The following is a 14,362-nucleotide window of genomic DNA, read 5'->3' on the forward strand; positions in this document are numbered from 1 at the left end:
CCCGCCGCGCGGCAGGGTCAACGCGGGCCGGGAGAAATCGTTAACGCTGAGACGTCTCCCAAGCCGGGTTCACCCATGGCTCTGCATTCGATGGCGGCAGCGGCGCGCGGCCAAGGATATGGTCCGCCATTTTCTCACCGGTCATGATCGACGGGCCGTTAAGGTTGCCATTGGTGATCTGGGGGAACACCGAACTGTCCACGACGCGCAATTGATCAACGCCGATCACGCGTCCTTCGGGATCGACCACCGCGTCCGGGTCGTCAGCGCGCCCCATCCGGCACGTGCCGCAAGGGTGATAGGCGCTTTCGGCATGTTCGCGGATCGCGTCATCAAGCGCGTCATCGCTTTGTACTGCGTCGCCCGGCTGAATTTCGTGTTTCACGAAGGGTTTGAAGGCGTCCTGCGCAAAGATCTCGCGCGTGAGGCGAATGCAGGCCCGGAAATCCTCCCAGTCCTGCTGCGTGCTCATGTAGTTGAAGCGGATCAGCGGATCGGCCGCCGGGTCGGAGGACCGCAAAGACACCCGCCCCCGGCTTTGCGACCGCATCGGGCCGACATGGGCCTGAAACCCGTGCCCTTCGGCGGCAGCCTGGCCATCATAGCGCACGGCAATGGGCAGGAAGTGGAACTGAATGTCGGGATATTGCACCCCGGCCCGCGACCGGATAAAGCCCGCACTTTCGAAATTATTGGTCGCGCCCAGACCGGTCTTGGTAAAGAGCCACTGCGCCCCCACCATCGCTTTTCCGAACAAATTCCAATACTTGTAAAGCGTGATCGGCTGCGCGGCGGCCATCTGGATATACATTTCCAGATGGTCCTGAAGATTGCCGCCGACGCCGGGCCTGTCAGCCACGACACTGATCCCATGTTCTGCCAGATGCTGCGCCGGTCCGATCCCGGACAGCATGAGGATTTTGGGCGAGTTGATCGACGACGCGGCAAGGATCACCTCGGCGCGGGCGTGGATCACGCGCCCATCGGCCAGAACGACGCCGGTGGCCCGCCCTTCGGTGATCTCGATCCGCTCCACCAGTCCGCGGACCAGATCGCAGTTTTCGCGTTTTAGCGCTGGTTTCAGATAAGCGTTGGCCGCAGACCAGCGCCGCCCTTTGTAGACCGTCTGTTCCATTGGGCCGAAGCCCTCTTGCTGGCGGCCATTATAGTCGCCCGTGACCGGATAACCGGCCTGGCGCCCGGCCTCTACAAAGGCATGGTAAAGCGGATTCTCACGCCGCCCCCGCGTCACATGAAGCGGCCCATCGGTGCCGCGCCATGCCGGATCGCCGCCATGCCCGCCATCGTGCCACGTTTCCATCCGGTGGAAATAGGGCAGCACATCGGCATAGCCCCAGCCCGCCGCGCCGCTGTCTTCCCAATGGTCGTAATCCAGCGCATGGCCGCGCACATAGACCATCCCGTTGATCGAGGACGACCCGCCGATCACCTTGCCACGCGGGCACGCCAGTTGCCGCCCGCCCAGATGTGGCTCCGGCTCCGACACATAGCCCCAGTCATAGCGCTTCATGTTCATGGGATAGCTCAGCGCGCCGGGCATCTGGATGAACGGGCCGGCATCGGTGCCCCCATGTTCGACGATTAGCACGGATTTTCCAGCTTCCGCAAGGCGGTACGCAACGGCGCAGCCAGCGCTGCCCGCGCCGACGATAACGTAGTCAGCCTGTGTCATGGCAACCTCCAGGGTCAGGCGTTCAGATAACCGATCAGCAGCGAGATGAAGGCACCGACATGCACGACCATGATCGCGCGGTCCTTCCACATGACCCCGACTGCGAACCACAAAATGATGCCCGCAAAGAAGGCGAACACGTTCCAAGGCACGATGTTGAGCCCGGTCAGCCCATAGCCCACCAGTTGGATCGCGGTGGCGATCCATTTCACGATGTCGACGGTTTGAAAGCCGGGCCGAACTGGCGCTGGTTCGGGTGCGTTCGATGCCATCAGAAAGGCGCCTCCAGATCGCCCATGCGGACGAAGACCGATTTGACCTGACTGTAATGGGCGATGGCCTCCTTGGAGTTTTCACGCCCCACGCCAGACATCTTGACGCCGCCAAAGGGTGCTTCGACCGGCGCGTCATTGTAAGTGTTGATATAGCAGGTGCCCGCTTCGAACCCCGCTGCCACGCGATGGGCACGGGACAGATCGCGGGTAAACACGCCCGCCGCCAAGCCGAATTCGGTGTCATTGGCGCGCGCCATCACCTCTTCTTCGGTGTCGAAATCCAGCACCGCCATGACGGGGCCGAAAATCTCTTCGCGTGCAATGACCATATCGTCCGTCACGTCGGCGAAAACGGTTGGCTCAAGGTAGAAGCCGTCCCGATTAAGCCGCGCGCCGCCCGTGACCAGCCGCGCACCCTCTTCCTTGCCCTTGGCGATATAGCCTTCGACGATCTCCATCTGGCGTTGGCTGACCATTGGGCCAAAGCTTGTTTCGGGGTCCATCGGGTCGCCGATCACGGCGTTTGCCAGACGTTCGGAAAGCCGGGTCAGGAACGCCTCCTTGATGCCCTTTTGCACGAAGACGCGCGTCCCGTTGGAACAGACCTGACCAGAGGAATAGAAGTTGCCAAGGATCGCGCCCGACACCGCGTTTTCAATATCCGCATCGTCGAAGATGACCAAAGGCGACTTGCCGCCGAGTTCCATGGTGACATGCTTCATGCCTTCAGCGGCGGCGGCATAGACCTTGCGCCCCGTCGGCACAGACCCGGTGAGCGAGACCTTGTCCACGCGCGGGTCCGACACCAGCGCAGCGCCAACCGGCCCCATTCCCTGCACCACGTTGTAAAGCCCGGCAGGCAAGCCCGCCTCGTGCAGGATTTCGGCCACTTTCAGCGCGCAAAGCGGGGTGGTTTCGGACGGTTTGAAGATCATGGCGTTGCCGCAGGCCAGCGCGGGCGCGCCTTTCCAGCAGGCGATCTGCGTCGGATAGTTCCACGCGCCGATCCCGACGCACAGGCCCAGAGGCTCGCGGCGGGTATAAACCCAATCCTCGCCCAGCTGAATATGCTCGCCCGTCAGGCTTGCGGCCAGCCCGCCGAAATATTCCAGCGCATCCGCGCCAGAGGTCGCGTCGACGACGCTCGTTTCCTGATAGGGCTTGCCGGTGTCATAGGTTTCCAGAACCGAAAGCTCGTGATTGCGTTCGCGGATGATATCGGCCGCGCGGCGCAGGATGCGGCCACGCTCTGTCCCGGTCATGGCTGCCCATTGCTTTTGTGCGGCCCGGCCCGATGTAATCGCGGCCTCTATCACGGCGGGGGTCGCGGCATGGACTGTCGCGATGACCTCTCCCGTGGCGGGATAGATCACGTCGAAGGCATCGCCATCGGTATCTTCAAGATAAGCGCCATTCACGAAATGGCTGGCTTTGGGCTGCGTGGCTTGGGTCATCGGACTCTCCGCGGTGGACGTCAGTCAGGAAGGCACCCGCGCCGGGACGGTCCCGGCGCGCGCGGTTGGTATCAATTGCTGGCGGCAGCGGTCTGCCCGCCATGGGACAGGCCCGCCAGTGCATCGCGCCGGGACAGAACCCAGACGATGCAAGCGACATACAGGCCGATCACAACGGTGCCGACCCACTGGATTTGCAACCACTGCGACTGGAACAGCAGCGTCAGCACGAACAGCAGCGCCGCGTTGCCAAGCACATATTGCACCTTGCCATAGCGGTCAGCGGTCAGGTTCAAATTGTCCGTATAAAGCCGGATCAGCGAGTCGAAGGAGTTGATCACGAAGAGGATGCCAACCACCGTCATCGACCAGTTGACCATGCCGGTCATGTCGATCGCGTTGAGGTGGTAGTAATAGGCCACCGTGAACCACAGCGCGAGCGGGATCGACGGGAACACCAGCAGCGCTGCCAGCAATTGCCATGTGGTCAGGCCGCCGACAAACCGCGAGGTGAACTGCCCGATCATGATCGACCATGCGAACCACCAGAACAGGTAGAACTCGTGATACTCGGTCAGCGGCAGAACGAATTTGTGGATATTCGCGAAGTAGCCGCCAATACCGGACGCGGTTGCAAAGAAGTCGCCCAGACCCATGCCCGCATAGGCCCACATGCCGAAGATCAACGCAAAGAAGATGGCTGTCGAGGCCACGGACAGGATCTTCACGAACCGGATATCGGTCGAGGAAAAGCTGGCCGCGAGGATCACGAGGAAGCAGATCACATAGAAGGCCGGGAGCACCGTTTCGCCGTCGCCGACTTCGGGGATGTAATAGGGCATGTAGATCAGGAACAACGCACCGGTGAAGGCGCAGGTCGTGATGATGACAAGGTTGTTGATCAGCTTCACCGCGCCGATCTCGAAGAATTTCACGCGCGGCTCGATGGCGCAGAAATAGAACGCGGTGAGGAAGTAGAAGGCCCAGATCAGAAAGCCCCAGAAGCCGAATTCCAGCGCCAGCGGGTTGGTGAAGGCATAGGCCGGTTCCGTCGCCGTGTCGGCATAGAGCGGGAAGTCAAAGGCGATCGGGAACATCACCAGCCCGACATCCAGCCCGGAGGTAAAGAGGATCGCGATGAAAACGAACAGGCTTACGGGCTGTGGTCCCGTCAGTCTTACGTTCCACCATTTGATTGTGCAGAATGCCACCAGCGCAAAGGCCATCAGCACCCCGAAGGATATGATTGTCGTCAACATTTTTCGTGTCCCTGTTCGTTTTAGATCCCGGCTTACGTCACCGGTATTCGCGCATACGGGTTACTGTCACTCTCCGCGCGGGTAGCGCGCATCTTCCTCAACCGTGTTGAGATCCATGTGGTTGCGCATGAAGCGCTCGGACGCCTTTTGCAGTGGCTGGTAATCCCACGGGTAATAGCCGCCCTGCCGCAACGCCTCGTAGACGACCCAGCGCCGGGCCTGACTTTCGCGCACCTCGGCATCGAAGGTTTCCAGATCCCAGCGGCTTGCCGCATCCAGTCGGAACCGTTCCAGCACCTCTGCATGGGCGGGGTCGTCGGCCAGATTGGTCAACTCGTGGGGGTCGGCCGCCAGATCGAACAGCTGTTCGGGATCAAGCGCACAATTGACGTATTTCCACCGCCCCTGCCGCAAGGCGATCAGCGGCGAATAGCTCGCCTCGGCGGCGTATTCCATCGCCACCGGCTCCGTCCGTGTGCCGCCTTGCCCCAACGGGACCAGCGATTGACCGGTGGTCCAGGGCATGACCTCGTCCATGGGCACGCCGGCCAGTTCGCACAGCGTCGGGCAAACGTCGATGTTGGAGACCGGAACCTCGACCAGACCCGGCTGCATCTGCGGCGCGGCGATCATCATCGGCACCCGGGCCGCGCCCTCGTAGAAGCACATCTTGAACCACAGCCCACGCTCGCCCAGCATATCGCCGTGGTCCGAAACAAAGAGAATGATCGTATTCTCGTCCTGCCGCGTGCCGCGCAGCGCCTCCATCACCTCGCCGATCTTGTCATCGAGATAGGAGATATTGGCGAAATAGGCCCGGCGGGACCGGCGGATATCCTCATCGGTGATGTCGAAGCTGCGCCAATCGTTCGCGTCGAAGATGCGCTGCGCGTGGGGATCGTGATCCTCATAGGCCATCGCCGGAACCTCGGGCAGCAGATGGTCGCAATCCTCGTACAGATCCCAGTATTTGCGGCGCGCCACATAGGGATCATGCGGATGGGTGAAGCTGACCGTCAGGCACCACGGGCGATCATCCTTTCCGCGCGCCAGATCGTAGACCTTGCGCGTCGCGTGATAGGCGACCTCGTCATCATATTCCATCTGGTTGGAAATCTCGGCCACGCCCGCCCCGGTGACGGAGCCCATGTTGTGATACCACCAATCGATGCGCTCGCCCGGCTTGCGGTAATCGGGCGTCCAGCCGAAATCGGCGGGATAGATATCGGTGGTCAGACGTTCCTCGAACCCATGAAGCTGGTCCGGCCCGACGAAATGCATCTTGCCGCTCAGGCAGGTGTGATAGCCCGCGCGGCGCAGGTGGTGGGCATAAGTGGGAATATCCGACCGAAACTCGGCCGCGTTGTCATAGACGCCCGTCTGGCTGGGCAACTGCCCCGACATGAATGACGCCCGCCCCGGCGCGCAAAGCGGCGAAGCCGTATAGCTGAGCGCAAAGCGCGTCGACCGGTCGGCCAGCGCGCGCAGGTTCGGCGCGTGCAGCCAATCGGCGGGACCGTCGGGGAACAGCGTGCCGTTAAGCTGGTCCACCATGAAAATCAGGATATTCGGACGTGTCATGCGGCCACCAATCTATGTGCAACATCAAGCGCGTGCCGGGTCGCTTCTTCGGCGGTGCCCCTGCGGCTGAGCGCAGCGCGCAGGTAAAGGCCATCGATCAACGCGGCCAGTGTTTCGGCATCCTCTTCCGGCGTGGGGCTCAGCGGGCGCAACGCCACGCGCAGATGGGTCCGCAATCGCCGCTGGTAGACGCGCAAGAGCTGCGCTGCCTTGGGGTTGGTGCGCGACAGGCTGTAGAACAGCATCCAGGCCTGAATCGTGTCGGGGTCAAAGGAGGGCGGCGCGAAGCAGCCTTCGATGATGGCGTTCAGTTGCGCACGCGGAGTCGTTGCGCCGCGCACCCGGACCTTCACCGCCGCGCGCAAATCGACAAGGATCTGCCGCATCGCCGCGGCGAAGATATCGTTCTTGCCCCCGAAATAGTGATGCGCCAGCGCAGAGGACATGCCCGCCCGCCGCGCGATCTGGCCCACGGTCACGTCCAATGTGCCCGCCCCGCCAAGCTCTGCGATGGTGGCCTTCACAAGCGCCGCTCTGCGAACGGGTTCCATTCCTAGTTTCGGCATGCCGAGTCTCCGCCTTTAAGCGGCGAACCTGTTGGATATTGACTGACCAGTCAATAAAAAACATCACAGCTTGGTGGCTGGCCCCGGCGGCGTGATGGGACGGCGCTTCAGAACGGCCTCGCGCCAGGTGATGAAGGACACTGCGCCCAAGATGATCGAGCCGCCGATTACCACCCATATATCAACGGGTTCCGCGAACAGAAGCGCACCAAGAAGCGTGGCCCAGACCAGTTGCAGGAAGGTGACCGGCTGCGTCACGGTCATCGGCGCGGCGGCAAAAGCCAGCGTCATGGTGTAGTGCCCGGCTGTCGCAAAACAGGCCACGAGAAAGAGCAAACCGAGTTCTTCCCATGTGGGCGGCACCCAGACGGCGATTGCAAAAGGCGCAAGGAACAGCGTGACAAAGATCGACAACATGCCCACCACCAGCGCCGCGGGGACCTCATCAGCGAGGATCTTGGCCGTCAGGTATCCGGCCGCGAACACGACCGCGCAGATCAGCATGGCAAGGTGCCCGTCCTCGATCTCGCGCACGCCCGGTCGCAGGATGACGAGCACACCAATCAGGGCCGCGACAATCGCCATGATCCGCCGGATCGCCAGCTTTTCGCCCAGCACGAAGACCGCCCCGATAGAGACATAGACCGGCGACAGGTAGTTCATCGCCGTCACCTCCGAGATAGGGATGCGCGTCATGGCAAAGAACCACAGGATCACGCCGCAGCTATGGCATATCCCGCGAAACACGAAGAGCCGCCAGTGCCGGGGCGTCAGGCGTGTGCCCCCCAGGCCGCGCAGCAGCGGGATCAGGAAAACAAGGCCAAGAAGATAGCGCAGGAAGGCGGATTCGGTGGCTGGAATCCGGTTGCCTGTCATCTTGACCAGCGCCGTCACCGCGACGAAGCACAGCCCGGTGACGAGCATCCAGAAAACACCGACAATTGGACGAGAGGGACTCATGCGGCCATAGAGGCGACGCCGCGCGCAAATGGCAAGCCGTTGCAGGGCCTCAGATTAAATTCTGCGCCCCGATCAGTGGCCACCCAACAGCAATCCGGCCGCAATCGCCCACATTGTCAGCGCGATCAGCGCGTCAAGAACCTGCCACGCCCGGGGCAACCTGAAGACAGGCGACAGAAGCCGCGCGCCATAGCCGAGCGAGAAAAAGAAGGTGAAGCTGGCCAGCACCGCCCCGATACCGAAAGACAGCCGGTCCGGATATTGCGCCGAGATCGACCCGATCAGCACCACGGTATCCAGGTAGACATGGGGGTTCAGCCAGGTCAGCGCCGCCAGCGTTGCAAGGATCACGCTCAACCGCGTCTGCGCTGGCCCCTCTGTCTGGAGCGCCGCGCCCCCCTGCCACGCCGAATAAGCGTTCTTCCAGCCGTACCAGATCAGGAAGGCCGCGCCGCCGTAACGCATCGCAGTTTCAAACCATGGCACCGCAGTTGCCAGCGCGCCAAAGCCCGCCACCCCGGCGGTGATCAAAAGCGCGTCAGAAACGGCGCAGAACAGGCAAACCGCAAAGACATGCTGACGCATCAGCCCCTGCCGCAGAACAAAGGCATTCTGTGCGCCGATGGCGAGGATCAGCGACAGGCTCAGAAAGAATCCGGAAAGGAAGGCAGGCATCGTCATCTCTTACACACGGGCCGGACGTCCCTATCGGGCGAACCGCGCCTTGGCAAACCCGTTTCGCACAAGGCGGATTGCGAGCCCGAATCGGGCGCTACGCCAGCAAGGGGGCCAAATTGGGGCACGTAGTTTGCAGAGAGTTAACCAAGTCTGCAATTTCGCATCACATTTTTATGACATTTTGGGGCTGGTACATCTCGCTCTGCGACATAAATAAGCACTCAATTAATAGTAAAGAGAGCGCGAAGATGAAGTGCCATAAAGAGAACCTTGAGCTGACTGCTGAGCAAATTGAAGTCATTCAAGGAGCGTTGCAGACGCAGGAAAAGATTCTGTCGGTCCAGAGCCGTGCAGATCGTGACAATGATGCCCACCATCGTTTGGCCATCGTGAAAGGTGTGCTGAAGTCCTTGCCGAAGTCGGCGCCACAACCCTCTTTGTGGAATTCCATGACGCGCGGGCTGTTCAGCTAAGCCCATCTTCGTGCCATGCGCAAAAAAGGCCGCCCACCGGGCGGCCTTTTCGCATTCGGATCACGTGACGCTTACAGCTGCGCGAGGACTTCGTCCGAGGCCTCGAAATTCGTGGTGACGCGCTGCACGTCATCATCGTCTTCAAGCGCATCGACCAGCTTCATCAGCTTTTGCATGTTGTCGAGGTCAAGTTCCGTCGTGGTGGAAGGCTTCCAGACCAGCTTGGTCGACTCCGATTCTCCCAAGGCTGTTTCCAGCGCGTTCGACACTTCGTTCAGATCGGTATCGGCGCACCAGATGATATGCCCATCCTCCGAGCTTTCGACATCCTCCGCGCCCGCTTCGATCGCCGCCTCAAAGATCGAATCCGCATCGCCTGCTTCCAGCGGGTAGGTCACTTCGCCCTTCCGCTCGAACATGAAGGCAACCGAGCCGGTCTCGCCAAGGTTGCCGCCGTTCTTCGTGAAGGTGGACCGCACATTGGACGCGGTGCGATTGCGGTTGTCGGTCATCGCCTCGACAATCACCGCAACGCCATTGGGGCCATAGCCCTCATAGCGGATTTCTTCGTAATCGTCGCCATCGCCTGCGGTGGATTTCTTGATCGCCCGTTCGATCACATCCTTCGGGACGGATTGCGATTTTGCCTCTTTCACGGCAAGGCGCAGGCGCGGGTTCTTGTCCGGGTCCGGGTCGCCCATCTTCGCCGCAACGGTGATTTCCTTGCTAAGCTTGGAAAACAACTTGGAGCGGGCCGCATCCTGCCGCCCCTTGCGGTGCTGGATGTTGGCCCATTTGGAATGGCCTGCCATGGTGATGCCTCCATTGGAAGAATTTTGGCAGTTCTATATGCAGGCGCGCGCCTCTGTTCAAGGCAAAGGCCGGGCGGCACGCTTACGGGGCCGGGATATCGGCATGGCGGGGGCCAGCGCATCGCCGCCTTGGGGCGTAATTCAAGCAGGTCATCTGAGCGCGTGACCTTCCTCGCGCGCTGGACTAGATATCGCTTATGACACAAGATCAGATCATCCTGTTTGCCCTGTTCGGCGCCGTATTCGGCCTGCTGCTCTGGGGGCGTTTCCGTTATGATATCGTTGCCTTTTCGGCCCTGCTTGCCGGGGTAACTTTGGGGGTCGTGCCTTCCGATCAGGCGTTTTCGGGCTTTGGCCACCCGGCCACGCTGGTGGTGGCCTTGGTGCTGGTGGTTTCTGCCGGGCTGGTGCGGTCCGGCGCGGTGTTCCTGATCACCCGGACATTGGTGGACAGTGCCCGCAGCCTTGGCGCGCATGTGGCGATCATGGGCGCGGTCGGCGGCATCCTGTCGGCCTTCATGAACAACGTCGCGGCGCTGGCGCTTTTGATGCCGGTCGATATGCAGACGGCCCGCAAGGCGGGTCGGTCGCCGGGTTTGTCGCTGATGCCACTGTCCTTCGCGACGATCCTGGGCGGCATGGTCACTCTGATCGGCACGCCGCCCAATATCATCATCGCCTCGATCCGCGAGGATAGCCTGGGCGAACCCTTCCGCATGTTTGACTTCGCCCCGGTGGGCGGGGTGGCGGCGATTGCCGGGCTCGCCTTTGTTGCGCTGATCGGCTGGCGCCTGATCCCAGAGCGGGAAGATGCCGCCGCCGCGCTGGAGGATGTGTCGCAATACATCGCCGAACTGACCGTGCCGGAGGACAACAAGCATACCGGCAAGCGCCTTGCCGAACTGGATGAAGAGGCCGAGAAGGCGGATGTCGCCATTATCGGGCTGATCCGCGATGGCAGACGCGTCTATGGCCGCGGGCGCAATACCAACATCAAGGCGGGCGACGCGCTGGTGATCGACGCGACGCCCGATGCGCTGGACGAGTTCCGCGCCGCTTTGGGTTTGTCGGTCGCGGATGCCACGCGCGAAGAAAAGCTGCGCGCGGGCGGCGAAGGCGTCGAGATCATCGAAGTGGTGGTCACGGAAAACTCCCGTCTGGTGGGCCGCACGGCGCAATCGGTTGGGCTGGCTTGGCGGCAATCGACGGTGCTGATGGGGATCTCGCGGCAGGGCAAGCGCATCTCCGAGCAGATCCGCAAGACGCAGGTCATGCCCGGCGACATTCTGTTGCTGCTGGTGCCGCAGGGCCGCGCGGCGGATGTGACCACATGGCTGGGCAGCCTGCCACTGGCGGAGCGCGGCCTCGCGGTGACGCAGGATGACAAGGTCTGGCTGGCCATTGGCCTGTTCGGCGGCGCGGTCGTCGCGGCCAGCTTTGGACTATTGTACCTGCCGATCGCGCTTGGCCTTGTGGTCGTGGCCTATGTGCTGTCCAAGATCGTCCCGCTGTCGGAACTTTATACCCATATCGAATGGCCGGTGGTCGTGCTGCTTGGATCGATGATCCCGCTTGGCGCGGCGCTGGAAACATCCGGCGGGACCGAGCTGATTGCCGGCACGCTCGTATCGCTGACCGAAGGGCTTCCGGCCTGGGCGGTGCTGACCGTTCTGATGGTTGTGACGATGACCCTGTCCGACGTGCTGAACAACACGGCGACAACCATCGTCGCCGCCCCCGTGGGCATCCAGATGGCGCAAAGCCTTGGGGTCAGCCCCGATCCGTTCCTGATGGCGGTCGCGGTTGCGGCCTCTTCGGCGTTCCTGACGCCCATCGGGCACAAGAACAACACGCTGATCCTTGGTCCCGGCGGATACCGCTTTGGCGATTACTGGCGCATGGGCCTGCCGTTGGAAGTGCTGGTGATCGCCGTGTCGATCCCGGCCATTCTGGTGTTCTGGCCGCTCTGATCCCTGCTGCTGCGGGTGGGTGCCTACCGCCGGTTGACGGCACGTCAGCATTGCGCGGCCGCGCCGCCCACGACTAGCCTTCCGGAAACTACGAGGGAGGGGAGGCCGTCGTGGACACAATCCTGAACATCGGTTTACCGGTGGCGCTGGCGATCATCATGCTGAGCCTTGGCGTCGGCCTGACCATGGCCGATTTCCGCCGCGTGACCGAACGCCGCCGCGCGTTCGGTTTGGGCGCTTTCAGCCAGATCATCATGGTGCCGCTGACGGCCTATCTGATCATCCGCGCCTTTGGGATCACCGGCGAACTGGCCGTGGGGATCATGCTGCTGAGCTTTTGTCCGGGCGGCGTGACCTCGAACATCATCACCAAACTGTCGCGGGGCGATGTGGCGCTATCCGTGTCTTTGACCGCTGTGGTGTCGCTCTTGTCGGTGCTGACGGTGCCCGCGCTGGCGGCATGGGCGGTGCTGCATTTCATTGGAACAGAGGCCCCGCGCGTGTCAGCTGTGTCGCTGGGGGTCACCATGTTCCTCATCACCACCCTGCCCGTCGCATTGGGTGTCGCACTGCGCCATTTCGCCAGCGGCATCACCCAGCGGATCGAACCGCTGCTTTCCGGCTTCGCCAGTGTGCTGTTCGTGCTGATGGTGATCGGCGCGCTTGCCGGGAACTGGGACATCTTCACCCAGAACCTCGCATCGCTTGGCCCGGCCCTGATCGGGTTGAACGCGGCGCTGATGCTGATTGGCCTGGGCCTTGCCGCGCTTGCCGGGCTGAGCGGGCCGGAACGCAAGACCGTTTCGGTCGAGACGGGCATTCAGAACGCGGGCATGGCGATCACGCTGGCCGGACTTATCGCAGGTACGACCTCATCGGCGGGGCTGTCGACCATTGCCTTGCCTGCGGGCGTTTATGGGATCACCATGTATCTCGTCGCCCTACCCTTCCTTTTCTGGTTCCGGAGCAAATGACAATGGATACGGCAGATGTGATCATCGTAGGCGCGGGGCTGGCTGGGTTGGCCGCCGCGGCGGAACTTGGCGACCGGGGCAAGCGCGTCATCATCGTCGATCAGGAAGGCCCGCAGAACCTTGGCGGTCAGGCGTTCTGGTCATTGGGCGGGCTGTTCATGGTCGACACGCCCGAGCAGCGCCGCCTTGGCATCCACGACAGCCGCGAGCTTGCGATGCGCGACTGGATGGGATCGGCGCAGTTCGACCGTCCCGAAGACGCCCTGCCCCGCAAATGGGCCGAGGCCTATGTCGATTTCGCCGCCGGAGAGATGCGCCCGTGGCTGCACAAGATGGGCCTGCGCTGGTTCCCGGTGGTCGGCTGGGCCGAACGGGGCGGCAGTTTTGCCGATGGCCATGGCAATTCGGTGCCCCGTTTCCACATCACATGGGGCACAGGGCCGGGTGTTCTGGAACATTTCGTCCGCCGGTGCCGCGCGCATGAAGCCTCTGGCCTGATCACGTTCCGCTTTCGCCATCAGGTCGACCGGATCGAGATGGAGAACGGCGCGGCCAAGGGTGTCAGCGGCACGGTGCTGGCCGAAGACCCTGCGGTCCAAGGGGCCAAGACCAACCGCGACCCCGTGGGCGACTTCACGCTGCGTGCGCCCTCGGTCGTGGTCAGTTCCGGCGGGATCGGCGGCAATTTCGAAATGGTCCGCAAGGTCTGGCCCGAACAGCGGCTTGGCCCTGCCCCGAAAGAGATGGTGGCGGGCGTGCCGGCGCATGTGGATGGGCGCATGATCGCCATCAGCGAAGCGGCGGGCGGCCATGTCATCAATGGCGACCGGATGTGGCACTATACCGAAGGCGTGAAGAACTGGGATCCGATCTGGCCCGCGCATGGCATCCGTATCCTGCCCGGCCCGTCCTCCATGTGGTTCGACGCGGAGGGCAACCGCTTTGCCCCGCCTGCCCTGCCCGGCTTCGACAGTATGACCACGCTGCGGATGATCCTCGAGACCGGCTATGACTATAGCTGGTTCGTGCTGACGCAGAAGGTCATCAAGAAGGAATTCGCGCTGTCCGGGTCAGAACAGAACCCCGATTTCACCTCTGCCAAGTGGATGGAGGTCATCCGCCAGCGCATCCTTTCTGGCAAGAACGCCACCGGACCGGTCGAAGCCTTCAAGGAGCGGGGCGAGGATTTCGTCGTGGCGAATGACCTGCCGACCCTGGTGCGCGGCATGAACCAAGTCGCGGGTGGCGGGCTGATCGACGAGGCCAAGCTGCGCGCGCAGATCGAAGCGCGTGACGCGCAGGTGGACAATCCCTTCACCAAGGACGCGCAGATGGCCGCGATCCTCGCCGCGCGGAATTACAAGGGCGACAAGCTGATCCGCACCGCGAAACCGCACAAGTTCCTTGACCCGGATAACGGCCCGCTGATCGCCGTGCGTCTGCATGTGCTGACGCGCAAGACGCTGGGCGGGCTTCAGACCGATCTGGACAGCCGCATGATCGATGCCAATGGGCGCGTGGTGCCGGGGCTGTTCGCCGCCGGGGAGGTCGCGGGCTTTGGCGGTGGCGGGTATCACGGATACAACGCGCTGGAAGGCACGTTTCTTGGCGGGTGCATCTTCTCGGGCCGCAATGCGGGGCGGTCCAAGGCCGTGTCTTAAGGAACC

13 protein-coding genes are annotated in these 14,362 nt (G+C 62.4%); 4 read left to right on the forward strand and 9 right to left on the reverse strand.

What is annotated here, in order from left to right; translation table 11 throughout:
• Positions 1-40: 40 nt before the first annotated feature.
• From betA to E4Z66_RS12090, 8 genes are all read right to left on the reverse strand, one after another.
• Positions 41-1,693 (reverse strand): choline dehydrogenase, encoded by a 1,653-nt coding sequence (gene betA / locus E4Z66_RS12055; RefSeq protein ID WP_136463280.1) that lies wholly within the window; start codon positions 1,691-1,693, stop codon positions 41-43.
• Positions 1,694-1,707: 14 nt separating this feature from the next.
• Positions 1,708-1,965, reverse strand: a complete 258-nt coding sequence (locus E4Z66_RS12060) for a DUF6552 family protein (protein WP_136463281.1) — start codon at positions 1,963-1,965, stop codon at positions 1,708-1,710.
• Positions 1,965-3,422, reverse strand: coding sequence for a betaine-aldehyde dehydrogenase (gene betB, locus E4Z66_RS12065; RefSeq protein ID WP_136463282.1), 1,458 nt, complete (start codon positions 3,420-3,422; stop codon positions 1,965-1,967). Before betB ends, E4Z66_RS12060 begins: the two co-directional genes overlap by 1 nt.
• Before the next feature lie 71 nt (positions 3,423-3,493).
• Complete coding sequence (locus tag E4Z66_RS12070; RefSeq protein WP_246036041.1) at positions 3,494-4,678, reverse strand: BCCT family transporter; 1,185 nt, start codon at positions 4,676-4,678, stop codon at positions 3,494-3,496.
• A gap of 69 nt (positions 4,679-4,747) precedes the next feature.
• A complete protein-coding gene (gene betC / locus E4Z66_RS12075; protein WP_136463284.1) occupies positions 4,748-6,262 on the reverse strand; it encodes a choline-sulfatase in 1,515 nt (504 codons plus the stop codon).
• Positions 6,259-6,828: a choline-binding transcriptional repressor BetI gene (gene betI / locus E4Z66_RS12080; RefSeq protein ID WP_136463285.1), complete on the reverse strand. Its 570-nt coding sequence runs from the start codon at positions 6,826-6,828 to the stop codon at positions 6,259-6,261. Before betI ends, betC begins: the two co-directional genes overlap by 4 nt.
• Positions 6,829-6,891: 63 nt before the next feature.
• Positions 6,892-7,788: a DMT family transporter gene (locus E4Z66_RS12085; RefSeq protein WP_246036004.1), complete on the reverse strand. Its 897-nt coding sequence runs from the start codon at positions 7,786-7,788 to the stop codon at positions 6,892-6,894.
• Between the two features lie 72 nt (positions 7,789-7,860).
• Positions 7,861-8,463, reverse strand: coding sequence for a LysE/ArgO family amino acid transporter (locus tag E4Z66_RS12090; protein WP_136463286.1), 603 nt, complete (start codon positions 8,461-8,463; stop codon positions 7,861-7,863).
• Positions 8,464-8,639: 176 nt separating this feature from the next.
• Between E4Z66_RS12090 and E4Z66_RS12095 the strand changes: the two genes are divergently transcribed.
• Entirely contained in the window at positions 8,640-8,939 is a 300-nt protein-coding gene (locus E4Z66_RS12095; protein ID WP_136463287.1) for a hypothetical protein, read from the forward strand.
• Between the two features lie 71 nt (positions 8,940-9,010).
• Here the strand turns inward: E4Z66_RS12095 and E4Z66_RS12100 are convergent, their stop codons facing one another.
• On the reverse strand, positions 9,011-9,751 hold the full coding sequence (locus E4Z66_RS12100) for a YebC/PmpR family DNA-binding transcriptional regulator (RefSeq protein ID WP_136463288.1): 741 nt from the start codon (positions 9,749-9,751) through the stop codon (positions 9,011-9,013).
• Between the two features lie 197 nt (positions 9,752-9,948).
• Here E4Z66_RS12100 and E4Z66_RS12105 point away from each other — a divergent pair, with 197 nt between their 5' ends.
• The 3 genes from E4Z66_RS12105 to E4Z66_RS12115 all read left to right on the forward strand — a co-directional run bounded on the left by E4Z66_RS12105 (position 9,949) and on the right by E4Z66_RS12115 (position 14,356).
• A complete protein-coding gene (locus tag E4Z66_RS12105) occupies positions 9,949-11,721 on the forward strand; it encodes an SLC13 family permease (protein ID WP_136463289.1) in 1,773 nt (590 codons plus the stop codon).
• Between the two features lie 110 nt (positions 11,722-11,831).
• Entirely contained in the window at positions 11,832-12,695 is an 864-nt protein-coding gene (locus E4Z66_RS12110) for a bile acid:sodium symporter family protein (RefSeq protein WP_136463290.1), read from the forward strand.
• On the forward strand, positions 12,692-14,356 hold the full coding sequence (locus tag E4Z66_RS12115) for an FAD-binding dehydrogenase (RefSeq protein WP_211097151.1): 1,665 nt from the start codon (positions 12,692-12,694) through the stop codon (positions 14,354-14,356). Before E4Z66_RS12110 ends, E4Z66_RS12115 begins: the two co-directional genes overlap by 4 nt.
• Positions 14,357-14,362 lie beyond the last annotated feature (6 nt).

It is taken from the genome of Aliishimia ponticola (assembly GCF_004803475.1).
Classification (GTDB): Bacteria; Pseudomonadota; Alphaproteobacteria; order Rhodobacterales; family Rhodobacteraceae; genus Aliishimia; species Aliishimia ponticola.